The following is a 22,936-nucleotide window of genomic DNA, read 5'->3' on the forward strand; positions in this document are numbered from 1 at the left end:
ATGTAGTTATTGTGGGTCTTTTCCGGCCCGTTGCGCCAGCTTCAGCGCTTTTTTCTGCTCGCGACGCATACGGAAAAAGTTGCTGAGGGTGGCGGCGCACTCTTCTGCCAGCACGCCCGAGACGATTTCTACCTGATGATTCATGCCCGGATGGCGCAGAATATCCACCAGCGAACCCACCGCTCCGGTTTTTTCATCGGCCGCGCCGTATACCAAACGACGGATGCGGCTGTGCACCATCGCCCCGGCGCACATCACGCAAGGCTCCAGCGTGACATACAGCGTGGCATTCAGCAGGCGATAATTCTGCAATACCGCTCCCCCCTGCCGCAGCGCCATGATCTCAGCATGAGCGGTGGGATCGTGGCGGCCGATCGGCCGGTTCCAACCTTCGCCAATCACCTGATTGTCCAGCACCAGCAGCGCCCCAACCGGCACCTCACCTTCTTCCTGCGCACGTTGAGCCAGGCTTAACGCCTGACGCATCCAATACTCATCACTATATTCATTCACCACATCAATCCTCGTGCGCATCGCGGCGGGCATTATACACACTAGTCCCTTTTGCCGCAGCCACTCGGCCTTGTTGATGCAAATAAGCTTGAACCGGCCACGTTTGTCGATCGCTCAAAACGCCACCAACAAATCAATAACATCATATTTAATGATGATTAAATTTTATTCATTTCTTAAAATTTCAGATAAACGTTATAAACTGGTGGAAAATCAAGCTGAAGAATTAAGCAAATTTTTTCTAACTAAATTGTGATAGATCATATTCTCTTAAGCATTAGCACGATAATGTTTACCTCACGCAAAAAGCCTTTATAAGGAGTAGTTTATGGCTGCCTCAACATTCTTTATCCCTTCCATCAACATGATTGGTTCCGGCTGTCTGGAAGACGCGGCAAAAACCATGAAAGAGCATGGTCTGCATAACGCACTGATCGTGACCGACAAGGTTTTGAACGGCATTGGCGTCGTCGCTCAGGTGCAAGCCCTGTTAGCGGCACAGAACATTGAAAGCTGCGTCTATGACGGCACGCATCCCAACCCGACCACGGAAAACGTAAAACAGGGCCTGGAACTGTTGCGCGCACATCACTGTGACTGTGTCGTGTCTCTGGGTGGCGGTTCGCCGCATGACTGTGCGAAAGGGATTGCCCTGGTCGCCGCTAACGGCGGGGAAATCAAAGACTATGAAGGGGTTGATCGCTCAGCTAAGCCGCAGTTGCCGGTCGTTGCGATCAACACCACTGCGGGTACCGCTTCGGAGATGACGCGTTTTTGTATCATCACCGACGAAGCGCGCCACATCAAAATGGCGATTGTCGACAAGCACGTGACTCCGATCCTGTCGGTCAACGATCCTCACCTGATGGCTGGCATGCCAAAAGGCCTGACCGCTGCCACCGGTATGGATGCTTTGACCCACGCTATCGAAGCCTACGTCTCCAGCGCCGCCAACCCAATCACCGATGCCTGCGCGCTAAAAGCCGCCACCATGATTGCCGAGTCTTTACGTGATGCAGTCAACGACGGGCAAAACATGCAGGCGCGCGAGAACATGGCCTATGCCCAGTTCCTGGCCGGTATGGCATTTAATAACGCCTCATTGGGTTATGTGCACGCTATGGCGCACCAGTTGGGTGGCTTCTACAACCTGCCACATGGCGTGTGTAACGCCGTGCTGTTGCCGCACGTGCAAGAGTTCAATACTCAGGTTGCCGCAGGGCGTCTGAAAGACATTGCCGCCGCTATGGGCGTAAATGTTGCAGGCCTTAGCGATGAGCAAGGGGCTGCCGCTTGTATCGCCGCCATTCGCCAACTGGCGAAAGACGTGGGAATTCCTGCTGGCTTACGCGATCTGCAGGTCAAAGAAGAAGACTTTGCTACGTTAGCCACTAACGCCCTGAACGATGCCTGCGGATTTACCAATCCAATCCAGGCAAGCCACGAACAGATTGTGGCCATCTTTAAAGCAGCCATGTAACCGCTGCCAGGCTCCCTCGTTTGACTGGGGGAGCCTTATTTAATCCAACTGCTGTAACTCGCCTTCTTTACCCACCCGCCAGCGGTGTTCGCAAAAATAGAGCAAAGGGTTATCCTGCTTGCTATCGCTGTAGCCACTGAACAGTTTCAATGGCGCTCCCAGGCGCTGCTCCAGTTGCACCACCTTTTGAACGCCCAGGCAGCGCATGGGCAACACCCAGCCCCCGTAGCGACGCACAATGCTACTCCCCACCAGCCGTACCCGTGGCAGGAACGCAGAATCCCGATAAACCTGCTCCACCAGCCGTTCCGGCGAGCCGGTGATCAACCACACTTGAGCATCCTGGGCATCCAGGTACTGGCGCAAACGCATCTGCACGACCGGAAAGGCGGTGACCTTACGGCGAAAATAGTCGACGAATTTCGCCTCGAGCGCTTTCAGCCTGGCCTCTGAACGACCAAAGGTCATTGCCCACAATAGCAGGCTCATGGGCCAGCGTGTCGCCCGCCCACCGATCAACAAACCCAATCCGATAATGGGTAACAGCGGCACCACCAGCACCAGGTTCAACGGCAGATGCCGTAGCAAAAAGCGCAGGAAACTGCCAAACATGTCTTCCTGATGCAAAGTGCCATCCAGATCGAAAAATACCACGCGCTGGGCCTGTGCAACCGGTTTGTCAGTCAAACGTTACTCCTCAGGATCGTTGACCCCATTATGCAGGTGAAAATACAACCGGCTATTATCGTAATCACTAGACCGACCAGATACAACCGACATTGGTCAACGCCACAGGCGCGTTAACTCATCAAGTCATAGTGTTGCTGCAAGCATTTTAGCGGCCTGCTCGCAAAAATGATTGCTGCCCGTTTTGTCACCGGCATGGCAGAATGCTGGCTGGCTCAAAGGAAAAAACCATGAGTACCCTTCTTCGCATTCGTCAGATTTACCCATCGCTGGCACAAAACGATCGCAAACTGGCGGACTTTCTGTTGGATAACGCCGAACAGGCCCGCCACCTCAGCTCACAAAAGCTGGCCCAGTTGGCCGGTGTCAGCCAATCGAGCGTGGTCAAGTTCGCCCAGAAACTGGGCTACAAGGGATTTCCAGCGCTGAAGCTGGCATTGGGTGAGGTGCTGGCTCAACCGCAGGTCGCACCGGTGGTGACGGTCCATAATCACATCCTCAGCAGCGATCCGCTCAAAACCGTCGGTGAGAAATTGCTACTGGAAAAGCAGGCCGCATTACGAGCTACCCTGGATATCAACAGTGAACAGCGGCTGCTTACCGCCCTGGAGATGCTGCGCGCGGCGCGGCGGGTGATCTTGGTCGGCATCGGGGCTTCCGGGCTAGTGGCCAAAGACCTGTCGTTCAAGCTGCTAAAGATTGGCGTGATGGCGGTGGCAGAAGCGGATATGTACGTTCAACTGGCGACGATAAAGGCGCTGAGTAGGGAGGATCTGCTGCTGGCGATCTCGTTTAGCGGTGAACGGCGGGAGATCAACCTGGCTGCCGAAGAAGCGCGTGTTGCCGGAGCCAAGGTGTTGGCACTGACCAGCTTCTCACCTAATGGCCTACAGCAACGGGCCGATCACTGCCTTTATACCATTGCGCAAGAGCCCAATATCCGCAGCGCGGCAATATCTTCCAGCACCGCGCAGTTCGCCCTGACCGACCTGCTGTTTATGGCGCTGCTCCAGCACGAGCCGGTTGGACACGTGGTATGAACTAATCAAATCAACTTCTTTCGCTTTCTGACTATAAATCGACCATTGGTCATGTTAAATTATATCCATATAGGTATAATTTGACGCATGGATAACGCGGATGAAGCCACTATATTGGGTTGGTAGCAGTAAGAAAGACCTCCAGTCATTACCCGAAGAGGTTCAGGATGTTTTCGGCTATGCTCTACACTTGGCGCAGGCAGGTGGTAAGCATTCCCAGACGAAACCCTTAAGAGGGTTTGGTGGGGCAGGAGTACTAGAGGTAGTAGAAGACTTTCTTACTGATACTTATCGTGCAGTCTATACCGTTAAGTTTGGTGATGCCGTGTATGTTCTGCACGCATTCCAGAAAAAGTCTTCAGCCGGGATCGCCACACCAAAACCAGATATGGACAAAATCCGTGAACGACTGAAAGCCGCAGAAAATCATGCCAGAGGGGCATAGTATGAGCCAAGATATCGAAGTCAGCAGCGGCAACGTTTATGCCGATATTGGCAGCGACGGCGCTGAAGAAATGCAGGTTAAAGCCCAACTTGCCAGCACAATTGGCGACATCATCAAAAGTCGCCGTCTGACACAAGAGCAGGCAGCAAAGCTCCTGGGGATGACACAGCCCAAGCTGTCTAATCTGTTGCGCGGCCAGTTCCGGGGCATCAGCGAAGCCAAAATGCTAGAATGCCTGACCCGCTTAGGGCGTGATGTACAAATTGTGGTAGGCAAGCCACGCCGGACACCCGGCAGTCTTAAAGTGGTGTTTGCCTGACAGTAATAAGCACCCCCGTTAAACCGGCTGACCGAACCAGTGCTTATTTTAAAAGATTAAATGAGTAACTTATTGATATGGCTTTATTGATTACCAAAAAATGTATCAACTGCGATATGTGCGAGCCGGAATGCCCGAACCAGGCGATTTCGATGGGGGATGAGATTTATCAGATCGATGCCAACCGCTGCACCGAATGTGTGGGGCATTACGAGACCCCAACCTGCCAGCAGGTGTGCCCGATCGATAACACCATCATTACCGATCCGCAGCACGTAGAGAACCAGGAACAGCTGTGGGACAAGTTTGTCGTGCTGCACCATGCCGATAGTTTGTGAGTCAATCGCCCCTCACCCTAACCCTCTCCCAAAGGGAGAGGGGATCGATCGAGTTCGCTGATTTTTCTGCGCAATACCCCACCATTCTTCCTTCTCGCACCCATTTCCCGAAGGTGCACAAGCCAACCAAGCGCTCCGGCCAGCTCCTTCCTTACCCCTCGATGATCACCGTAGCACAGGCATAGCGGCGTTCATCCGCCAAAGAAACGTGGATTGACTTGACCCCCATCTCCTGCGCCAGCTCGGCTGCACGTTCATGCAGCCGGATATTGGGTTTACCCAGGGCATCATTGAACACTTCGAACTGATTGAACGCCAGGCCGTTGCGGATGCCGGTGCCGAACGCCTTGGCGGCGGCCTCTTTGACCGCAAAGCGTTTCGCCAGGAAGCGTACCGGCTGCTGATGTTGTTGATACACCTCCCATTCGGCCGGGCTTAACACCCGGCGAGCCAGGCGATCGCCGCTGCGTTCCACCACCGCTTCGATACGCGCCATCTCCACGATGTCGGTTCCCAAGCCCAGTACCGCCATTAGCGACGCGCTTCCCGCATCAGCAGCTTCATGTCAGCCACCGCCGCCGGTAAACCGCTCATCACCGCCTGGCCAATAATGGCATGGCCGATATTCAGCTCATGCATCTCTGGCAGCGCGGCGATCGGCTGCACGTTATGATAGGTCAAACCGTGGCCCGCATTCACCTTCAGGCCTTTGCTGGCCGCGTAGGTAGCCGCTTTGGCAATACGCTTGAGCTCGGCTTGCACGGCCAGATCGCCCTGCGCTTCGGCATAGGCACCGGTATGGATCTCGATATAAGGTGCACCTACGGCTACCGCCGCGTCGATCTGACGGTGATCGGCATCGATAAACAACGAAACCAAAATGCCAGCCTGCGCCAGGCGTTCAACCGCCACGGCCATTTTGTCCTGCTGCCCGGCCACGTCCAGCCCGCCTTCGGTGGTCACTTCCTGACGCTTTTCCGGCACCAGACAACAAAATTGAGGTTTCAGCTCAATGGCGATATCCAGCATTTCATCGGTGACGGCCATTTCCAGGTTCATACGGGTCTGGATGGTTTGGCGCAGGATACGCACGTCGCGGTCGGTGATATGACGGCGATCTTCACGCAGGTGAACGGTGATGCCATCGGCCCCCGCCTGCTCGGCAATAAATGCCGCCTGCACCGGATCCGGGTAATTGGTGCCGCGCGCGTTACGTAACGTGGCAATATGATCGATATTGACGCCCAGCAGTAAATCAGCCATGACAACCCTCTACTAAGTCATTTTCAGTAGCAGCAGTTTACACGGGCGGGCAAAACGGCAAAAGCAGAAACCGCTTAGGCTTCGTCGACGGGGGTATCGGGTTGTTTGCGCACGAACTGGCGAAACAGTTCACGGCTCTTGAGCGGCTTACCGCCGAGATAGGGTTTTAGCGCCATGCGGGTAAAGCGCTTGGCTGCACGCAGGGTTTCTGCATCGGGGAATTGGCGTTCATCCAGGGCGCGGAGTTCACGGCCGGTAAAGCTGTAATGATCCACCACCAGGCTGGCGATAAAGCCTTTTTCTTCCCGATAGCGATAGGTCATGCCATCATCCACCGGCTCACCGCTGCCAGCACAATGGAGGAAATCCAGCCCGTAACCCAAGTGCCCTAACAGCGCCAATTCGAACTGCCGCAGGGCATGCTCCGGGGAGCTGTCTTCCGCTGCCAGGGCCTGTAAGCATTGCAGATAATCGAAGAACAACACCGAATAGTTGCCTTCCTGCTCCAGCACCCGTGACAACAGTTCATTCACGTAAAGACCGCTGTAAAGCATCATGCCGCTGAGGGGTAAACCGAGGGAGACCGCTTCGGCACCGCGCAGCGTTTTAACTTCGCCACGACCGCCCCAGCGTACTAACAGAGGAGTAAAGGGTTGCAAGCAACCCTTCAGATTGGAACGGCGACTGCGTGCGCCTTTCGCCAGCAAGCGCACCCGCCCATGACCTTCCGTGAACAGGTCCAGCATCAGGCTGGTTTCACTAAAGGGCCGCCCATGCAGGACGAAAGCGCGCTCCCAGCCATCCATAGGAGGTATTACTTCAGGTCGTCGGTATAGCCCAGGCTACGCAGCGCACGTTCGTCGTCCGCCCAGCCCGATTTCACTTTCACCCACAGCTCCAGATGCACTTTGGCTTCAAACATCTGTTCCATGTCCTGACGGGCTTCAATACCGATGGTCTTGATCTTCGAACCTTTGTTGCCGATCACCATCTTCTTCTGGCCTTCACGCTCAACCAGGATCAGACCGTGCACGTCGTAACCACCGCGCTCATTCGGTACAAACTGTTCGATCTCGACCGTCACTGAGTAAGGCAGTTCCTCACCCAGGAAACGCATCAGCTTTTCACGGATAATTTCCGACGCCATAAAGCGCTGGGAACGGTCAGTGATGTAATCGTCCGGGAAGTGGTGTTCCGCTTCCGGCAACACTTTGCGTGCGATAGCCGCGATAGTGTCCACGTTCATGCCTTTTTCGGCAGAGATCGGCACCACATCCAGGAAGTTCATCTGCTGGCTGAGGAACGCAATGTGCGGCAACAGCTTGGATTTGTCGGTAACGTTGTCGACCTTGTTGATCGCCAGCAGAACCGGGCTTTTCAGGCCGCGCAGTTTGTTGACCACCATTTCATCATCGGCAGTCCAGTTGGTGCCTTCCACGACGAAGATCACCAGCTCGACGTCGCCGATTGAGCTGCTGGCCGCGCGGTTCATCAAACGGTTGATGGCACGCTTTTCTTCGATATGCAGACCCGGGGTGTCGACGTAAATGGCCTGATAAGCGCCATCGGTATCGATACCCATAATGCGGTGACGGGTCGTCTGTGGTTTACGCGAGGTGATGGAGACTTTTTGCCCCAGCAGTTGGTTCAGCAACGTGGATTTGCCCACGTTGGGACGACCTACGATCGCAATAAAACCGCAGTATTGTTTTTCTTCGCTCATTCAAGCTCCAGCTTTTTCAGCGCTTGTTCCGCTGCCGCCTGCTCGGCTTTACGGCGGCTTGAACCGGTACCCACGACGGGCTCGCTCAAACCACTCACCTGACAGTGGATAGTAAACTCCTGATCGTGCGCCTCACCGCGAACCTGCACCACCAGATATGTTGGCAATGGCAGATGACGACCTTGTAAAAACTCCTGCAAACGAGTTTTCGGGTCTTTCTGCTTATCACCGGGGCTGATTTCGTCCAACCGGCTACGATACCAGTCCAAAATCAGGCGCTCGACGTTTTGAATATCGCTATCCAGGAACACACCGCCAATCAGTGCCTCCACCGTATCCGCCAGGATCGACTCGCGGCGGAATCCACCACTTTTCAGCTCGCCCGGCCCAAGACGCAAACATTCGCCCAGGTCGAATTCGCGCGCCATCTCCGCCAACGTATTGCCCCGCACCAGCGTGGCACGCATGCGGCTCATGTCTCCTTCGTCTACGCGAGGAAAACGCTGGTAGAGCGCATTGGCGATGACAAAACTAAGGATCGAATCACCCAGAAACTCGAGACGTTCATTGTGTTTACTGCTGGCGCTACGGTGAGTTAACGCTTGCAGTAAGAGCTCCTGCTGTTGAAAAGTGTAGCCCAGCTTCCGCTGCAGCCTGTTTATTACGATGGGGTTCATGAGTTACCAATAGATCAAGAATGCGTCAAAAACTTGCAGCATACGGAACAGGCCTGCTTTGCCAAAAGCCAATCCAAAGCTGTTTCGTTTGCAGTGGCGCCCAAAAGGGGCCAACTTTTATCGCTCGAGGGGCTATTCTACAACGAGTGGAAATATATTGCTGCGTTTATATAGACCCATTGCCTGTCAAACTGCAGCCTAATTGGCTGCAGTTTGTAAAACGCTATTAGTGAATACCACCGATACGGCTCAATCTGACGCCCGTTGGCCATTCACCTTCCTGCTTTTCAAAACTCATCCAGATCGCCGTGGCTTTACCTACCAGATTCTTCTCAGGCACGAATCCCCAATAACGGCTGTCTGCACTATTATCGCGGTTATCGCCCATCATGAAGTAATGGCCGGCCGGTACTACCCACTCGCCCAACTGTTGGCCTGGCTGCTGATAGTAAGCGCCGACCTGATCTTGTGCGCCGGGCACAGTCAGAATACGGTGAGTTACGTTGCCCAGAGTTTCCTTGCGCTCACCAAGGCGAATACCGCCCTGTGGCACATTATCCGTCAGAGGGATCTGGAAGAAACCGTTGCTGGTTTCGCCCATGCCGCTGCGGGTAAACATCTGCACAAAATCGCTCGGTTGCATATCGCTGTAGGTGACCGCCAATGCGGTATCACACGCCTGGCCACTATTACAGGACTCTTGCACCGTCACGCGCTTATTCACCGGATCATAGGTCACGCGATCGCCAGGTACGCCAATCACGCGTTTGATATAATCCAGTTTGGTGTCGCGCGGATATTTAAATACCGCAATATCACCGCGCTTGGGATGACCGGTTTCAATTAGCGTGGTCTGGGTGATCGGATCCTTTACGCCGTAGGCAAATTTTTCCACCAGAATGAAATCACCAATCAACAGCGTCGGCATCATTGAGCCTGAAGGGATCTGGAACGGTTCGTAAATAAACGAACGCACCACAAACACCAACAGCAATACCGGGAACACCGAAGCCCCGGTTTCAACCCACCCCGGCTGCCTTGCCACTTTCGCCAAGGCCGCTTCGTCGACCGTTCCGGCCGCCTGTGCATTGACCGCCGCGATTTTCGCCCGGCGTGCCGGCGCCCATTTAAAGCGCTCAAAGCACCAGATGATCCCGGTCACCAAAGTGGCAATCGCCAGGATCAAGGCAAACATATTCGCCATGCAAACTCCCTAGTTACGCGAGCTTTCGCTCTTACTTACTGTCTTTACCCACGTGCAGAATGGCCAGGAACGCTTCCTGCGGCAACTCAACGTTACCCACCTGCTTCATGCGTTTTTTACCGTCTTTCTGCTTCTGCAGCAGCTTCTTCTTGCGGCTGACGTCGCCGCCGTAGCACTTGGCCAACACGTTTTTACGCAGCTGTTTCACCGTAGAACGAGCGATGATATGCGTGCCGATCGCCGCCTGGATCGCAATATCAAATTGCTGGCGTGGGATCAGCTCTTTCATTTTCTCGACCAGTTCACGGCCACGATACTGTGCGTTATCACGGTGAGTGATCAGCGCCAGCGCATCTACGCGTTCGTTGTTGATCAACACGTCAACGCGCACCATGTCCGAGGCCTGGAAACGTTTGAAGTTATAGTCCAGCGAGGCGTAACCGCGCGAGGTAGATTTCAAACGGTCAAAGAAGTCTAGCACCACTTCGGCCATTGGAATTTCGTAGGTCAGCGCCACCTGGTTACCGTGGTAAACCATGTTGGTCTGTACGCCACGCTTCTCGATACACAGCGTGATCACGTTGCCCAGATATTCCTGCGGCATCAGCATGTGACACTCTGCAATCGGCTCACGCAGTTCAGCGATGTTATTCAACGGCGGCAGCTTGGAAGGGCTGTCGACGTAAATGGTTTCATTGCCGGTGGTTTCGACTTCATACACTACCGTAGGTGCCGTAGTGATCAGCTCCAGATCGTATTCACGCTCCAGACGCTCCTGAATGATCTCCATGTGCAGCAGACCCAGGAAGCCACAGCGGAAACCAAAGCCCAACGCGGTAGAGCTTTCTGGTTCATAGAACAGGGAGGCATCGTTCAGGCTAAGCTTGCCCAGCGCATCGCGGAAGGCTTCATAATCGTCGGAACTGATCGGGAACAGGCCGGCATACACCTGTGGCTTCACTTTTTTGAAGCCTGGCAGCATTTTATCTGCTGGCTGGCGAGCCAGCGTCAAGGTATCGCCCACTGGCGCGCCGAGGATATCTTTAATGGCGCAGACCAACCAGCCCACTTCGCCACAGTTCAGCACGTCGCGATCAACACGTTTCGGGGTGAAGATCCCCAGGCGGTCGGCGTTATAAGTTTGGCCGGTGCTCATGACCTTAACTTTATCGCCCTTGCGCAGGGTGCCGTTTTTCACGCGGATCAGGGAGACAACGCCAAGGTAGTTATCAAACCAGGAATCGATGATCAGCGCCTGCAGCGGAGCATCCGCATCACCTTCTGGTGGCGGGATATCACGCACCAGTCGCTCGAGCACTTCAGGCACGCCAACGCCGGTTTTTGCCGAGCAGCGCACCGCGTCAGTCGCATCAATGCCCACGATATCTTCGATTTCCTGTGCGGCGCGATCCGGATCGGCGGCTGGCAGGTCAATCTTGTTCAACACCGGCACCACTTCAAGATCCATGTCCAGTGCGGTATAGCAGTTGGCCAAGGTCTGGGCTTCTACGCCCTGCCCGGCATCCACCACCAGCAATGCGCCTTCACAGGCGGCCAGTGAGCGGGAAACCTCATAGGAGAAGTCAACGTGCCCAGGGGTGTCGATAAAGTTGAGGTGGTAAACCTGCCCATCATTGGCTTTATAGTCGAGCGTTACGCTCTGCGCTTTGATGGTAATACCACGCTCACGTTCCAGATCCATAGAATCCAGCACCTGTGCGGCCATTTCACGTTCGGTCAGGCCGCCGCAGATTTGGATAATACGGTCAGACAGAGTCGACTTACCGTGGTCAATATGGGCAATGATAGAAAAATTTCTTATGTGTTTCATTTAATTAGTTTTTCTGCCTTGGTATTTCTGAATTACTCGCCTATGGAACCCGCATGGACATAAAGCGACAGTGAATGGGTCGGCTATTTTTCGCCTGAATCGCAGCATTCTACATGCCACAACACTGAAAACCTAGCAATCGGTGTCGGGAAGCTATTCGATTATACGTAGTTTAGTGTTACAACGCGCCGCAGTTGATGAAAGCAGATATTAACGCGGCGAAGGCCTGATAAAAATTGTGGGTTAATTGCGCCAATCCTGTTGGCCAGACACTATTTACCCGGTGGTAATACATATTACGCGATTACGCAATAAACCCAATCTTATTTTTTTAATAAATAATATTTTTATCAATAACTTACAGTTAAATCACAACGCAAGCGCTTTAGGATAAACCTGATATACGCTCCTTTGCCCCTCGGTTACAAGTGGCAAGAACTTTGGATAAAAACAGACTTCAGGGCACTACGACATCGGCAAGCCCACCAGAGTTCACCAGCATCTCCTCTGAACATTGATTGGAAGGTTTATCATGATCGATAAAGGGCAAATGCTGAGCCGGCACGATTTTTCCAAGGTCAACTGGGGCATTTTGGCAGCGGTAACTCTGCTGTTCACACTCGGTGCGGCGCTGTTATTAATGCCGTTATTGAGCAACATGGAAGATCCTCACGTTCTGGCCTTACTGCAAGCCGGCGCGGCTACCATTCTGTTAGGCACGACTTTGTTGGCATTGCGCCATTATCTGCGGCCAATGCTGACCTATCGCCTGTATGAGCACGGCGTGCGCGTGCTGGATCACCACAGTCATAAAGAACGGTTTATTGCGTTTGAAAAGATTGCCGATATCTACCATTCTCGCGGTAGCAGGCTGCTTGGCGGGCTGAACGACAATATGGCGTTTCGCACCTCGGAGGCGGGGTTCTGGTACAGCATCAAGAGCAATATCTCTCACTCCCGGCAGCTGATTGAAACCCTGATCCAGCAACAGATCCAGCAACGCGGCCCGCTGGCATTAAATTCGCTTTATCAGGGGGAAATATTGACCTTCGGCTATCTCATTAGCGGTAGGGGCTGGCTTGGTTCGTGGCAAGAGAAGCCGACTCAAACATTACGGCTTAGCGCTACGACGCTGAGTATCGCCCAGGCGCAGGTTCAGATCGAAAAGATCCACCGGCTGGAAAGCAATCTGCAGCGAGGCACCCTTCGTTTGCTGGATCTACAAGGTAATGAGCTGTTTTCGCTGGGTTATGACTCGCTGTTCAGCGCCGATCTGTTTATTGCGCTGATGGAGCATATGATCAACAACCGCATCCCCGCCTATAACAACCCGGCGATGACGCGGCCGCCGTATTAAATCGGGGATTCGGTTTCAGTATTCAACCGCAAGGCACCGGGCGGCAAACCGATTTGTAGCACCACGGGTTGATAATTGGCCTGTTCGCCGAGGCGTTTTGCCAATGCGCGTGCGATCAGGAAAGCGAGGCCGCCCCCTAAAATCCCACCGAGTGCCGCCGCAGCGTCACTGCCCAACCACCATTGCAGCAGGCCACCGCCTAGCATCATGCCTAATAACGGGGTCAGATAGACCAGCATCGCCGAGCGCAACAGGCTGCCTTCGGCGATACCGACTTCGACGCGCTGGCCGGGTTCCAGAGGCTGGGCGATTGCCACCTGCAGGTGATGTTCACTTTCAGGCACCAGTTCGTCGAACGCGCGAGCACCGCAGCCAGAACGTGCGGTACAGCTGCCACAGCCGGCTTTAGGCTCACAACGCAGCTGTGCCACACCCTGTTGCCACGAGATCACCGTGGCCCACTCTTTCATCATTGCGACGCTACCTTGAAAGTAATGCTGTCGGCAATGCGTTTCGCCGTTGAAGGAGGTAATTCCCCAACCACGGTAATTTCATTGCCATTACGAATTTCGGTTTGGATGGTGCGGCGGCCCTGACGATAAAACTGTTGGCTGGTATTGCTGCCCGAAGGGCTGACGTTAACCGAGAAGCTGAACAAGCCATCGCTATAAAGCCGCGATTCAACCGGCACCGCCACATTCGGTAACTTGCGGCGATTACGCGCCACCTCGTTAACGCCCGCGGGCAACCAACCGGCATTCCAGGCAAGCTTAACGTCTTCAGCCGCAGGTAAGGTCAACAGCGGTGGCAGATTGGCCTTGAGCAAAGGTTGCATGACGTTTTTCACCTGATCGCCCACCACGACCGAGATGACCCGATACTGTTCCAGCGTTTCGCCATCACGATCGAGTAAATCGACCCGTAGCGGCAGCTTGGTCTCCATATCCATCCAGACCACATAGCTGTAACGGGAGCCGTCACGAGCCACGACGCGGTAAACGTCACAAGGCCGGTCGGAAATGCGGGTACGGCCAACGGAGATGAAGTCGTAGTATTTCGCCAGATAGTCAAAATCGGCAAACACGATGGCGGGCAAGGCGTCGACGATGTGATCGCCAGACAGCGTGAAAGGTTCCAGACCAGGCTCAAAATAGCTGATCCCACCGCCACGTTGCAGCACTTCCCGACGAGGGCCGTCCATATGCAGCAACTGCCCAAGGGGCTGCTTATCGATCACCGCATGGCGATAGCGTAGCGACTCTATCCCCTGCTTGCTGATGCTGATATAGGCGAGTTCATAGTTGAGTGAACGGCTGGCACTGCTCATTTGTTGCAATAACGCCCCGGACGCAGGTTCCTGCGCCGAGGCGATAGTTGAATTGAGCAGGCTGCCCGTTAAAAGACAAACGGAGAACCAGATTTGCTTCATTACTGCTGTTGCATTCCTAAAGACTGAGTTCCAGGAACCTGAACGGCGGCCTGCTGTGGCCTGCTTTGTTCAAGTTGCAGCTGATCGGAGTGCAAACGGCGTTGCAGCTCATAATCCTGCAGCATGGCATTGATACGCTTACGCTGTTCCTGCACCTGCTGCTGTTGACCGCTGCCGGTTGAGAAACTGTCTGCCGGGACGCCCAGGCTGACCGGGGAAGCTTGCCCCATGATTGGCAACGTATTGAACGCTGGTGCTTCAGCCGCGCCTGATTGGGCCGTTGGCTGATTGTACTGTTGCACACCCACGATCACTGCCAGAGAAACACAAGCGGCGACGCCGACTTGAGTGAGCTGACTAGCCCAAGGACGAACCTTGTGCCAGAACGGCAGTTTACCCCAGGTGTGAGGTTGCGGTTGAGATTCGGGAATTGCCGAAGGAACCAGACGAGCGGGCTCTTTTTCCAATGCGGCAGCAACACGGTCTGCGATATCGAAATGCATGACTTGCCCGATATCACCCCGTAACGTGTCACGGATTAGGTGATAGCTCTGCCAGCTTTGTTGAAGCGCCCGATCTTTACTCAATGAACTCAGCAGCTCATTGTCGAGCATTTCACCATCCATCAGAGCGGAAAGCTTTTCTTTCTGCATGCCTAGGTACCCTTCCAGTGTCCGCTATCGCTAACGTTGGATCAGCGGTTGAACTTTATTATCGATAGCCTCCCGAGCACGGAAAATACGTGAACGTACGGTTCCGACCGGGCAATCCATGATGGCGGCTATCTCTTCGTAGCTTAGACCATCCAACTCCCGCAGGGTAATCGCCATGCGAAGATCCTCTGGGAGTGACTCAATGGTACGGAAAACTATCTGTCTCAGTTCTTCTGACAACATTAAGTTCTCAGGGTTCGAAATTTCTTTCAGTGCACCCGCACTTTCGTAATTTTCGGCATCATTGGCATCCACATCGCTTGATGGTGGGCGCCGGCCCTGAGCAACCAGATAATTTTTTGCTGTATTGACAGCAATTCGATACAACCAGGTGTAAAAGGCGCTATCGCCACGGAACGACTCCAGTGCGCGATAAGCTTTAATAAACGACTCCTGCACCACATCCGGCACGTCGCCCTGTGGTACGTAGCGCGAAACGAGACTCGCCACTTTATGCTGGTAACGAATTACCAGTAAGTTAAACGATTTCTGATCGCCCTTTTGGACCCGCTCAACCAGAACCTGATCCGTTAACTGCTCGCTCATCCGAGGTAAATTCTCCCCAAATCTATCTCCACGCGTGAAATTGTACCGCCAGCCATACATTATTTTCCTGAGCAAGCACTCGCTTGGAGTTCATACGGAACGCTAAGTTCCATACCGCCATTGTTTTTTTGTTGATGTCACCTTGTCCGTGGCTTTTGCCCGGACAAGTAGGCTAACATGAATTTCACTCTTCTTCTGCACACATCATACGTTATGCAACCATCATCTGAACATGTTAGCGATGTATTGATCGTCGGTAGCGGTGCTGCTGGCCTCTCCCTGGCGTTGCGCCTGGCGCAACATTGCAAGGTTACTGTACTCAGCAAAGGTCCGCTCAATGAAGGCGCCACCTTTTATGCCCAAGGCGGGATCGCCGCGGTGTTTGATGAAACGGACAGCATCGCCTCGCACGTTGATGACACGCTGATCGCCGGAGCCGGCCTGTGTGACAAAGACGCCGTCGAGTTTATTGCCAGCAATGCGCGCCACTGCGTACAGTGGCTGATCGATCAGGGTGTGCTGTTCGACACCGAAACCAACTCCCAAGGTGAAGAACGCTATCACCTGACGCGGGAAGGCGGGCACAGCCATCGGCGCATCCTGCACGCCGCCGACGCCACCGGCAAAGAAGTAGAGACTACCCTGGTAGCGAAAGCAAGTGCTCACCCCAATATTTGCGTGATGGAGCGCCGCAACGCCGTCGACCTGATCACCTCCAACAAGATCGGCTTGCCGGGCACCAAGCGCGTAGTGGGCGCTTACGTCTGGAACCGTGAGCGGGAGCAGGTGGAAACCTACCGTGCCAAAACGGTGGTGTTAGCCACCGGCGGAGCGGCCAAGGTTTATCAATATACCACCAATCCGGATATCTCTTCGGGCGACGGTATCGCCATGGCCTGGCGCGCTGGCTGTCGTGTCGCCAATCTGGAATTCAACCAGTTTCACCCAACCTGCCTGTTCCACCCGCAGGCACGTAACTTCCTGCTGACCGAAGCGCTGCGCGGTGAAGGTGCCCATCTGAAACGCCCAGACGGCAGCCGCTTTATGCCAGACTTTGATCCGCGTGGTGAGCTGGCTCCGCGTGATATCGTCGCTCGTGCGATTGACCATGAGATGAAACGCCTGGGTGTAGACTGCATGTACCTGGATATCAGCCACAAACCGGCGGAATTTATCACCCAGCACTTCCCGATGATCCACGAAAAGCTGATGACGCTGGGCTTTGACCTGACGCAACAGCCGATCCCGATCGTCCCTGCGGCGCATTACACCTGCGGCGGCGTGATGGTCGATCAGCATGGCCGTACCGATCTGGACGGCCTGTATGCGATTGGTGAAGTGAGCTACACCGGCCTGCACGGAGCCAACCGCATGGCATCCAACTCGCTGTTGGAATGCCTGGTTTATGGTTGGTCCGCCGCCGAAGATATTCTGACGCGCCTGCCTGCCATCAAGCTGGCCAAACAGTTGCCGCAGTGGGATGAAAGCCGGGTGGATGATTCGGATGAACGCGTGGTGATCCAGCACAACTGGCACGAACTGCGGCTGTTTATGTGGGACTACGTCGGGATCGTGCGCACCACCAAACGCCTGGAGCGAGCACTACGCCGCATCAATACGTTGCAGCAGGAGATCGACGAGTATTACGCCAACTTCCGCATCTCCAACAATCTGCTGGAGCTACGTAATCTGGTGCAGGTGGCGGAACTGATTGTGCGCAGCGCGATGGAGCGCAAGGAAAGCCGTGGGTTGCATTACACGCTGGATTACCCGGACATGTTGCCGGAGCCAAAACCCACCATTCTGCAACCCTGAGGCTTCAGTAGTTCAGATAGAAATCGGTAATCAACTGGCGGAAATCGGTGGTGTAGCTGCCATCCGCCAGTTTTATTGCCAACTCCGCCTCTTCTTTTGCCACCGGTTTGCGCGCTAATGCCAGCATCAAGCGGTGCTTTGGCGTATCGGCCCGGTCGCTGATGTTCAGCCGTCGTGCGGTGTGCCAGCCACGTTGGTGGGCATTCACTTCAAAAGCTTCACCAATCTCGTAAGGCAGCACCACGCAGAAATGGCCCTCTGCAGTTATCAACCTTTCAGCGCTATCCAGCAAAGCGTCGTGAGTCAGCGTTTCGGTATAACGGGCGTTGGTACGGGCCAGATCGCGGCAGGCGACGGAAGGCTCAAAATACGGTGGATTGCTGACGATCAGATCGTAACAATGGGCATGCTGCTGGGCAAAATGATGGATATCCTGGCTGTACACCTGGATCTTCTGCGGCCAAGGTGATTCCAACACGTTATCACGTGCCTGCAAGGCGGCGGCGTTATCCAGCTCAACCGCATCGATGGTGGCCTCGCCAGCCGTGCGCTGCGCCAACATCAGGGCAATCAACCCACTGCCACAGCCAATATCCAGCACCCGCTGCACGTTATCCACGGCAGCCCAGGCGCCAAGCATAACCGCATCGGTACCTACCTTCATCGCACAACGATCGTGGGCGACAAAGAACTGTTTAAAGGTAAAACCGCCGCGGCGCGGGGTCGATTTTGTTTTATTTTGATTACTCACAATGGCCACCAGCAGACAAAACTGGCGTAGCATAAGGCAAACTGATTTAGGGTAAAAGTTAAAAAGGGTGAACCCTACGGCCATCCCGTCTATAATCGGCGCCCCAAGTAGAGGTAGATAATGACAGCAACCAATTTTTCCGAACTCGAACTCGATGAGCGCCTGATCCTCGCTTTGCGTGATAAAGGCTACGATCGCCCCACCGCTATCCAGGCCGAGGCGATCCCGCCAGCCATGGACGGGCGCGACGTATTAGGTTCGGCACCGACCGGCACAGGCAAAACCGCCGCATTCTTGCTGCCGGTTCTGCAACATCTGCTGGATTTCCCACGCAAGAAGTCTGGCCCACCGCGCGTACTGATCCTCACCCCGACGCGTGAGCTGGCAATGCAGGTGGCCGATCAGGCTCGTGAATTGGCTGCGCATACCTCGCTGGATATCGCCACCATCACCGGCGGCGTGGCGTATATGAACCACGCAGAAGTCTTTAGCGAAAACCAGGACGTGGTGGTTGCTACCACCGGCCGCCTGCTGCAATACATCAAAGAAGAAAACTTTGACTGCCGTGCGGTAGAAACGCTGATCCTAGACGAAGCCGACCGCATGCTCGATATGGGCTTTGCGCAAGACATCGAGACCATCTCGGCCGAAACCCGCTGGCGTACCCAGACGTTGCTATTCTCCGCAACGTTGGAAGGCGAAGCTATCCGCGAGTTTGCCGAGCGTATTCTGAAAGATCCGGTTGAGGTTGAAGCCGATCCTTCCCGCCGCGAACGTAAAAAGATCCTGCAATGGTATTACCGCGCCGATGACGTGAAGCATAAAACCGCCCTGCTGGTGCATCTGTTGCAACAGCCGGACGTGCAGAAGTCAGTGATCTTTGTACGTAAGCGTGAGCGCGTGCATGAGCTGGCCGCCTGGCTGCGTGAAGCGGGCATCAACACCTGCTATCTCGAAGGGGAAATGGTGCAGGCCAAGCGTAACGAAGCGGTAAAACGCATGATGGATGGCCGCGTCAACGTGCTGGTCGCCACCGACGTTGCGGCGCGCGGGCTGGATATCCTGGATATCACCCACGTGTTTAACTTCGATATGCCGCGCACTGCCGATACCTATCTGCACCGCATTGGCCGTACTGGCCGTGCCGGGCGTAAAGGCACCGCCATTTCGCTGGTAGAAGCGCACGACCATCTGCTGCTGGGTAAAGTGGGGCGTTACCTCAATGAGCCACTGAAAGCCCGCGTGATTGACGAACTGCGTCCATCCACCAAGGTGCCTAGCGAGAAGAGCAACGGTAAACCTTCGAAGAAGGTGCTGGCCAAGCGCATCGAAGACAAGCTGAAGAACAAAGAGAAGGCCAAGGTGAAGGTACGCCATCGCGACGCGAAAAACGTCGGTAAGCGCCGCAAGCCAAAAGCCAAACCAGACGCAGAATAATCTCTCTGCCATCAAAAAACCGCCATCACTTTGAGGGCGGTTTTTTTATTTTCAAGGCTGAGTGTAGTGCCCAGCCAATTGCTGACTTTTGAGCCAGATCTCCAATTGACGGTACTGCTCACGCAACTCGCTATTCTGCAAATGCATTGGCGTCTGGGCAAAGTAATACTGGAACGTTCTCCCTTGCTGATTTAGTGCCTTTGCGTCAGCCCCCGTTTGTAACAGCAGCAGCGCCAACTCAGGTGCGTTGATTTTTGCGGCCAGGTGCAAGGGCGTATCCCCTACTCTGTCACTCAAGGTACTATCAGCCCCGGCATTCAACAGCATACGCACCTGCTCCTCCCGCCCCGCCAGCACGGCAGCGGCTAATGGCGTAGCACCAGTGACCAGATTACGCATATTAAGCTGGGGAGCCTGTTGCAATAACAAGCGTAAATATTGCGCATCCTTAACCATCGCCGCCGTATGCAATGCCCCGTTGCCCTCCATACCAGGCTGCCCAATATCTGCTCCCGCCTGTATCAACGCCTGTACACTGCCTGGCCTCTGCTGCAGAATCGCCCACTGCAACAGTGTGATCTGCAAATCTCCCCGCACATGAAGCCGTTCAATCGTTGCCTGCTGGCTAATTTGCCAAACGTCATCCTCAGCCACCGCCTGTGATAAAGACAGGATATCGGTACCCGCAAATGGCGAAGTTTGCTGTTCCATGTAGTGCTCCTTGGCTACCATCAATAACCCAGCGATCCCAAACAGGGGCACAATGAGAGCCGCTATCCCGCAGCCTCTGCACCACCTTTTAGGCATTCGCCTTGATCTCCCATGGCTTCTGTTCCGCCATTGAACTGATTACTTTATCGATGCCATGTGCCGTCATGCTGCGATCGAAATATTTGCTTGGCCGCCAAGCATCAGTGCCGCTCAGAGTCTCATTGTTGGCAATGGTTATTTTATGCCCGATAGCATCGGGAAGCAGTGACGTCGACTCCTGCGTCCCCGTCAACATATCGTATTGTTCGCTGTAACGACGGATCCCGCCAGATTCTGCATCTTGCTTTGCCGCAGCGGGATTAATACCGAAACGGTTGAGAGTATGATCGGAAACCCCAGCGGCGTTGAATGTTACTGCCAGAGAACCCGTTGCCAGCGCCGCCGTTGCTGCCAACCCTCCCCCCAACGAATGACCGGTGATCACTAACCCGTCACCAAACGCCGCTTTGGCATTCTTGGCAATCGCCACAGCATGATTGTACTGCACATCGTCGTACCCCGTAGCCTGACGCACATTACTCAGCCAATCGCGCATGTCATTAGTACCGGCGAAGGCCAGCACATAGTGCTGCTTATTCGAATAAATACCCGCCTGTAACCCCGAGGCTGTATCCAATAAACTTGCGGGGTCAATGCCAAAACCCAGCAAATCGTTATCACTCATGCGCGAAAAACCCTCTGCACCCTGCCCCGTAAGGGTGTAGACATCCTTGGCCAATAGCGCCAAAGAGTAATCGCCCTGCTGAGACTCTTGCCCACGGGACATCTCCAGCTTTGGGACCAAAGGTACCGCAGCAGAGAGGTCGCGAGTCAGTGAATCCAACAGGTTTTGTGCATTACGACTATTTTCAGAGGGGGGCGACACAGCAACTTTTGTCACCTGCGGCTCGTCGGTGTGGACTGGTTTTATTGCGTCTTGAGCCGGAGGTGCCGCAGCAGATACCGCGGTAATGGGCGTCAACGTCGAGATGAAACTCAAAGGCAAACTCATAAAGACTCCTTATCCATAGACAGCCCCAAATGGAACTGATTTAGCTATCGGCGAGTCCTACGAGTTCTGTAATGGGAATGATTATTTTTTGCAGCTAATGTGATCAAAATCTGTTTTCTGCCGTGAAGGCATTAAAAAAGGGAGCCGAAGCTCCCTTTTGTCTACCTAGCCGAAAATTACAGGCTTTCGGTAAAGGTACGTGCGATAACGTCACGTTGCTGTTCTGGCGTCAGTGAGTTGAAACGCACCGCATAACCAGAAACACGAATGGTCAGCTGCGGGTATTTTTCTGGGTTCTTAACGGCATCTTCCAGCGTTTCACGGCGCAGCACGTTCACGTTCAGATGCTGACCACCTTCTACGCGCACGGTAGGTTGCATTTCCATCGGCACTTCGCGGTACTCGATCTGGCCCAGTTCGCTAACAGGCACGATCTGATCTTCCGCGTAATCCGCTTTGGCACAGACACAGCGCGCTTCTGATTTCTCTTCATCCAGCAGCCAGAAAGAGTTCACCAGTGCTTGATTGTTCGCTTTAGTGATTTGAATACCAGTAATCATTTTGTTGCCTCCGTAATAGGGCGAAAAATTTCTACGTCGCCGAAAACTCGGTTGTGGTTTCCGGCCATTTGGTAAAACCAATGTTGTCTTGTTGTTCTGTATACCAGTCAAACCGGGTCAATTCTTTGACTAAAATCAATTTTTACGGGGTACTGAAATCAGCGACAGAGGCAAATTTATGTTTTATATCAATTTTACCGGTTCGCTCGTTAAAATTATTTTTGTAAATTTTCAAAAATATTTGTATATCTCGCTCACCATACCCATGGAAAAAGCGGGTTTCGCCGAGCGGAGGTTAACGGTAAGCTATGCACCATGAATTGCTAACAAAAACAAAGGAGAGTGCTTATGTCTACCTCCCTCACCTGGCACGACGTCATCGGCAAAGAGAAAGAGCAGCCCTACTTTCTCGATACACTCGCCTTTGTAGCTAATGAACGCCAGGCTGGTAAGACCATTTATCCACCGCAGAAAGACGTGTTTAACGCTTTCCGCTTTACCGAGTTGGCGGACGTCAAAGTGGTGATCCTGGGGCAAGATCCCTATCACGGCCCGAACCAGGCCCATGGCCTGTCGTTTTCCGTGCGCCCAGGCATCCCTGCACCGCCTTCACTGGTCAATATGTACAAAGAGCTGGTGACGGATATCCCCGGCTTTGAACGCCCGACACACGGCTGCCTGCAAAGCTGGGCCGAGCAAGGCGTACTGCTGCTCAATACCGTATTAACCGTTGAAGGTGGCCGCGCGCATTCTCACGCCAATCTGGGCTGGGAAACCTTTACCGACAAAGTCATTGCCGCACTAAACGAAAATCGCGAGGGTGTCGTGTTCCTGCTGTGGGGGTCACACGCACAAAAGAAAGGGAGCTTTATCGATCGCCAGCGCCATCATGTGTTGAAAGCGCCGCACCCCTCCCCGCTTTCTGCCCATCGCGGTTTCCTGGGTTGCCACCACTTTTCGCAAACCAATCAGTTACTGGAACAACAAGGCCTGGCACCGATTGACTGGGTGCCGCACCTGCCGCAGGAATGATCCGGCCACAAAAA

At 54.1% G+C, this 22,936-nt stretch carries 26 protein-coding genes; 9 read left to right on the plus strand and 17 right to left on the minus strand.

What is annotated here, in order from left to right:
• Positions 1 to 6 precede the first annotated feature (6 nt).
• Complete coding sequence (tadA, locus tag KGP17_RS20265; RefSeq protein WP_024484269.1) at positions 7 to 513, minus strand: tRNA adenosine(34) deaminase TadA; 507 nt, start codon at positions 511 to 513, stop codon at positions 7 to 9.
• Between the two features lie 328 nt (positions 514 to 841).
• Between tadA and yiaY the strand changes: the two genes are divergently transcribed.
• Complete coding sequence (gene yiaY, locus KGP17_RS20270) at positions 842 to 1,993, plus strand: L-threonine dehydrogenase (RefSeq protein ID WP_059201549.1); 1,152 nt, start codon at positions 842 to 844, stop codon at positions 1,991 to 1,993.
• A 39-nt stretch (positions 1,994 to 2,032) separates the two neighbouring features.
• Here the strand turns inward: yiaY and yfhb are convergent, their stop codons facing one another.
• On the minus strand, positions 2,033 to 2,680 hold the full coding sequence (gene yfhb, locus KGP17_RS20275) for a phosphatidylglycerophosphatase C (RefSeq protein ID WP_021178894.1): 648 nt from the start codon (positions 2,678 to 2,680) through the stop codon (positions 2,033 to 2,035).
• A 230-nt stretch (positions 2,681 to 2,910) separates the two neighbouring features.
• Here yfhb and KGP17_RS20280 point away from each other — a divergent pair, with 230 nt between their 5' ends.
• From KGP17_RS20280 to KGP17_RS20295, 4 genes are all read left to right on the plus strand, one after another.
• A complete protein-coding gene (locus KGP17_RS20280) occupies positions 2,911 to 3,720 on the plus strand; it encodes a MurR/RpiR family transcriptional regulator (protein ID WP_094982605.1) in 810 nt (269 codons plus the stop codon).
• A 100-nt stretch (positions 3,721 to 3,820) separates the two neighbouring features.
• Positions 3,821 to 4,165, plus strand: a complete 345-nt coding sequence (locus KGP17_RS20285) for a type II toxin-antitoxin system RelE/ParE family toxin (RefSeq protein WP_071683941.1) — start codon at positions 3,821 to 3,823, stop codon at positions 4,163 to 4,165.
• A gap of 1 nt (position 4,166) precedes the next feature.
• Positions 4,167 to 4,484 (plus strand): helix-turn-helix domain-containing protein, encoded by a 318-nt coding sequence (locus tag KGP17_RS20290; RefSeq protein ID WP_024484273.1) that lies wholly within the window; start codon positions 4,167 to 4,169, stop codon positions 4,482 to 4,484.
• Positions 4,485 to 4,561: 77 nt separating this feature from the next.
• Positions 4,562 to 4,822 (plus strand): YfhL family 4Fe-4S dicluster ferredoxin, encoded by a 261-nt coding sequence (locus KGP17_RS20295; protein WP_071683942.1) that lies wholly within the window; start codon positions 4,562 to 4,564, stop codon positions 4,820 to 4,822.
• A gap of 151 nt (positions 4,823 to 4,973) precedes the next feature.
• Here the strand turns inward: KGP17_RS20295 and acpS are convergent, their stop codons facing one another.
• The 7 genes from acpS to lepA all read right to left on the minus strand — a co-directional run bounded on the left by acpS (position 4,974) and on the right by lepA (position 11,520).
• Positions 4,974 to 5,354 carry a holo-ACP synthase gene (gene acpS / locus KGP17_RS20300; protein WP_059201551.1) on the minus strand — a complete coding sequence of 127 codons (381 nt, stop codon included), beginning with the start codon at positions 5,352 to 5,354 and terminating at the stop codon, positions 4,974 to 4,976.
• The gene (pdxJ, locus tag KGP17_RS20305) at positions 5,354 to 6,085 is read right to left on the minus strand and encodes a pyridoxine 5'-phosphate synthase (protein WP_071683945.1); all 732 of its coding nucleotides are present in this window, start codon (positions 6,083 to 6,085) and stop codon (positions 5,354 to 5,356) included. The genes acpS and pdxJ overlap by 1 nt, the downstream gene beginning before the upstream one ends.
• Before the next feature lie 74 nt (positions 6,086 to 6,159).
• On the minus strand, positions 6,160 to 6,891 hold the full coding sequence (gene recO, locus KGP17_RS20310; protein WP_021178899.1) for a DNA repair protein RecO: 732 nt from the start codon (positions 6,889 to 6,891) through the stop codon (positions 6,160 to 6,162).
• Between the two features lie 8 nt (positions 6,892 to 6,899).
• Complete coding sequence (era, locus tag KGP17_RS20315) at positions 6,900 to 7,808, minus strand: GTPase Era (RefSeq protein ID WP_094982606.1); 909 nt, start codon at positions 7,806 to 7,808, stop codon at positions 6,900 to 6,902.
• On the minus strand, positions 7,805 to 8,485 hold the full coding sequence (gene rnc / locus KGP17_RS20320) for a ribonuclease III (RefSeq protein ID WP_021178901.1): 681 nt from the start codon (positions 8,483 to 8,485) through the stop codon (positions 7,805 to 7,807). The genes era and rnc overlap by 4 nt, the downstream gene beginning before the upstream one ends.
• A gap of 226 nt (positions 8,486 to 8,711) precedes the next feature.
• Positions 8,712 to 9,689, minus strand: coding sequence for a signal peptidase I (lepB, locus tag KGP17_RS20325; protein WP_021807687.1), 978 nt, complete (start codon positions 9,687 to 9,689; stop codon positions 8,712 to 8,714).
• A 31-nt stretch (positions 9,690 to 9,720) separates the two neighbouring features.
• On the minus strand, positions 9,721 to 11,520 hold the full coding sequence (gene lepA / locus KGP17_RS20330) for a translation elongation factor 4 (protein WP_094982607.1): 1,800 nt from the start codon (positions 11,518 to 11,520) through the stop codon (positions 9,721 to 9,723).
• 532 nt (positions 11,521 to 12,052) lie between these two features.
• Here lepA and KGP17_RS20335 point away from each other — a divergent pair.
• Positions 12,053 to 12,877 (plus strand): hypothetical protein, encoded by an 825-nt coding sequence (locus KGP17_RS20335; RefSeq protein ID WP_166733181.1) that lies wholly within the window; start codon positions 12,053 to 12,055, stop codon positions 12,875 to 12,877.
• On the opposite strand, the gene rseC is transcribed toward KGP17_RS20335, so the two are convergent.
• Genes rseC through rpoE form a run of 4 tightly spaced genes read right to left on the minus strand, consistent with a single transcriptional unit; the run spans position 12,874 to position 15,565 of the window.
• Positions 12,874 to 13,350, minus strand: coding sequence for a SoxR-reducing system protein RseC (gene rseC, locus KGP17_RS20340; protein ID WP_021807684.1), 477 nt, complete (start codon positions 13,348 to 13,350; stop codon positions 12,874 to 12,876). The two genes, KGP17_RS20335 and rseC, sit on opposite strands and share 4 nt — an antisense overlap.
• Positions 13,347 to 14,306 carry a sigma-E factor regulatory protein RseB gene (gene rseB / locus KGP17_RS20345; RefSeq protein WP_223498221.1) on the minus strand — a complete coding sequence of 320 codons (960 nt, stop codon included), beginning with the start codon at positions 14,304 to 14,306 and terminating at the stop codon, positions 13,347 to 13,349. Before rseB ends, rseC begins: the two co-directional genes overlap by 4 nt.
• Entirely contained in the window at positions 14,306 to 14,959 is a 654-nt protein-coding gene (gene rseA, locus KGP17_RS20350; protein WP_065686636.1) for an anti-sigma-E factor RseA, read from the minus strand. Before rseA ends, rseB begins: the two co-directional genes overlap by 1 nt.
• Positions 14,960 to 14,989: 30 nt before the next feature.
• Positions 14,990 to 15,565: an RNA polymerase sigma factor RpoE gene (gene rpoE / locus KGP17_RS20355; RefSeq protein ID WP_012146382.1), complete on the minus strand. Its 576-nt coding sequence runs from the start codon at positions 15,563 to 15,565 to the stop codon at positions 14,990 to 14,992.
• Positions 15,566 to 15,778: 213 nt separating this feature from the next.
• On the opposite strand from rpoE, the gene nadB reads away from it, so the two are divergent.
• A complete protein-coding gene (gene nadB, locus KGP17_RS20360) occupies positions 15,779 to 17,380 on the plus strand; it encodes an L-aspartate oxidase (RefSeq protein ID WP_223498222.1) in 1,602 nt (533 codons plus the stop codon).
• A 4-nt stretch (positions 17,381 to 17,384) separates the two neighbouring features.
• Here nadB and KGP17_RS20365 read toward each other — a convergent pair whose 3' ends face one another.
• A complete protein-coding gene (locus tag KGP17_RS20365) occupies positions 17,385 to 18,164 on the minus strand; it encodes a tRNA1(Val) (adenine(37)-N6)-methyltransferase (protein ID WP_223498223.1) in 780 nt (259 codons plus the stop codon).
• Positions 18,165 to 18,251: 87 nt separating this feature from the next.
• Between KGP17_RS20365 and srmB the strand changes: the two genes are divergently transcribed.
• The gene (srmB, locus tag KGP17_RS20370) at positions 18,252 to 19,568 is read left to right on the plus strand and encodes an ATP-dependent RNA helicase SrmB (RefSeq protein WP_021178910.1); all 1,317 of its coding nucleotides are present in this window, start codon (positions 18,252 to 18,254) and stop codon (positions 19,566 to 19,568) included.
• 51 nt (positions 19,569 to 19,619) lie between these two features.
• On the opposite strand, the gene KGP17_RS20375 is transcribed toward srmB, so the two are convergent.
• The 3 genes from KGP17_RS20375 to grcA form a co-directional block, all read right to left on the minus strand.
• Complete coding sequence (locus tag KGP17_RS20375; protein WP_223498224.1) at positions 19,620 to 20,375, minus strand: ankyrin repeat domain-containing protein; 756 nt, start codon at positions 20,373 to 20,375, stop codon at positions 19,620 to 19,622.
• Positions 20,368 to 21,318, minus strand: coding sequence for a phospholipase (locus KGP17_RS20380; RefSeq protein WP_371822211.1), 951 nt, complete (start codon positions 21,316 to 21,318; stop codon positions 20,368 to 20,370). The genes KGP17_RS20375 and KGP17_RS20380 overlap by 8 nt, the downstream gene beginning before the upstream one ends.
• A gap of 188 nt (positions 21,319 to 21,506) precedes the next feature.
• Positions 21,507 to 21,890, minus strand: coding sequence for an autonomous glycyl radical cofactor GrcA (grcA, locus tag KGP17_RS20385; RefSeq protein ID WP_021178913.1), 384 nt, complete (start codon positions 21,888 to 21,890; stop codon positions 21,507 to 21,509).
• Between the two features lie 348 nt (positions 21,891 to 22,238).
• On the opposite strand from grcA, the gene ung reads away from it, so the two are divergent.
• A complete protein-coding gene (gene ung, locus KGP17_RS20390; RefSeq protein WP_021178914.1) occupies positions 22,239 to 22,922 on the plus strand; it encodes a uracil-DNA glycosylase in 684 nt (227 codons plus the stop codon).
• Positions 22,923 to 22,936 lie beyond the last annotated feature (14 nt).

The organism is Serratia sp. JSRIV001 (assembly GCF_019968745.1).
Lineage (GTDB): Bacteria > Pseudomonadota > Gammaproteobacteria > Enterobacterales > Enterobacteriaceae > Chania > Chania fonticola_B.

What these genes read in the sequence shown, in the direction of transcription:
- KGP17_RS20365 (WP_223498223.1), bottom strand. Translation starts at nt 18,164, where the DNA reads ATGCTACGCCAGTTTTGTCTGCTGGTGGCCATTGTGAGTAATCAAAAT.
- KGP17_RS20375 (WP_223498224.1), bottom strand. Translation starts at nt 20,375, where the DNA reads ATGCCTAAAAGGTGGTGCAGAGGCTGCGGGATAGCGGCTCTCATTGTG.
- KGP17_RS20335 (WP_166733181.1), top strand. Translation starts at nt 12,053, where the DNA reads ATGATCGATAAAGGGCAAATGCTGAGCCGGCACGATTTTTCCAAGGTC.
- nadB (WP_223498222.1), top strand. Translation starts at nt 15,779, where the DNA reads ATGCAACCATCATCTGAACATGTTAGCGATGTATTGATCGTCGGTAGC.
- acpS (WP_059201551.1), bottom strand. Translation starts at nt 5,354, where the DNA reads ATGGCGGTACTGGGCTTGGGAACCGACATCGTGGAGATGGCGCGTATC.
- rseB (WP_223498221.1), bottom strand. Translation starts at nt 14,306, where the DNA reads ATGAAGCAAATCTGGTTCTCCGTTTGTCTTTTAACGGGCAGCCTGCTC.
- KGP17_RS20290 (WP_024484273.1), top strand. Translation starts at nt 4,167, where the DNA reads ATGAGCCAAGATATCGAAGTCAGCAGCGGCAACGTTTATGCCGATATT.
- recO (WP_021178899.1), bottom strand. Translation starts at nt 6,891, where the DNA reads ATGGATGGCTGGGAGCGCGCTTTCGTCCTGCATGGGCGGCCCTTTAGT.
- rseC (WP_021807684.1), bottom strand. Translation starts at nt 13,350, where the DNA reads ATGATGAAAGAGTGGGCCACGGTGATCTCGTGGCAACAGGGTGTGGCA.
- grcA (WP_021178913.1), bottom strand. Translation starts at nt 21,890, where the DNA reads ATGATTACTGGTATTCAAATCACTAAAGCGAACAATCAAGCACTGGTG.
- srmB (WP_021178910.1), top strand. Translation starts at nt 18,252, where the DNA reads ATGACAGCAACCAATTTTTCCGAACTCGAACTCGATGAGCGCCTGATC.
- rpoE (WP_012146382.1), bottom strand. Translation starts at nt 15,565, where the DNA reads ATGAGCGAGCAGTTAACGGATCAGGTTCTGGTTGAGCGGGTCCAAAAG.
- rnc (WP_021178901.1), bottom strand. Translation starts at nt 8,485, where the DNA reads ATGAACCCCATCGTAATAAACAGGCTGCAGCGGAAGCTGGGCTACACT.
- lepA (WP_094982607.1), bottom strand. Translation starts at nt 11,520, where the DNA reads ATGAAACACATAAGAAATTTTTCTATCATTGCCCATATTGACCACGGT.
- ung (WP_021178914.1), top strand. Translation starts at nt 22,239, where the DNA reads ATGTCTACCTCCCTCACCTGGCACGACGTCATCGGCAAAGAGAAAGAG.
- KGP17_RS20295 (WP_071683942.1), top strand. Translation starts at nt 4,562, where the DNA reads ATGGCTTTATTGATTACCAAAAAATGTATCAACTGCGATATGTGCGAG.
- pdxJ (WP_071683945.1), bottom strand. Translation starts at nt 6,085, where the DNA reads ATGGCTGATTTACTGCTGGGCGTCAATATCGATCATATTGCCACGTTA.
- era (WP_094982606.1), bottom strand. Translation starts at nt 7,808, where the DNA reads ATGAGCGAAGAAAAACAATACTGCGGTTTTATTGCGATCGTAGGTCGT.
- KGP17_RS20280 (WP_094982605.1), top strand. Translation starts at nt 2,911, where the DNA reads ATGAGTACCCTTCTTCGCATTCGTCAGATTTACCCATCGCTGGCACAA.
- lepB (WP_021807687.1), bottom strand. Translation starts at nt 9,689, where the DNA reads ATGGCGAATATGTTTGCCTTGATCCTGGCGATTGCCACTTTGGTGACC.
- rseA (WP_065686636.1), bottom strand. Translation starts at nt 14,959, where the DNA reads ATGCAGAAAGAAAAGCTTTCCGCTCTGATGGATGGTGAAATGCTCGAC.
- KGP17_RS20285 (WP_071683941.1), top strand. Translation starts at nt 3,821, where the DNA reads ATGAAGCCACTATATTGGGTTGGTAGCAGTAAGAAAGACCTCCAGTCA.
- yiaY (WP_059201549.1), top strand. Translation starts at nt 842, where the DNA reads ATGGCTGCCTCAACATTCTTTATCCCTTCCATCAACATGATTGGTTCC.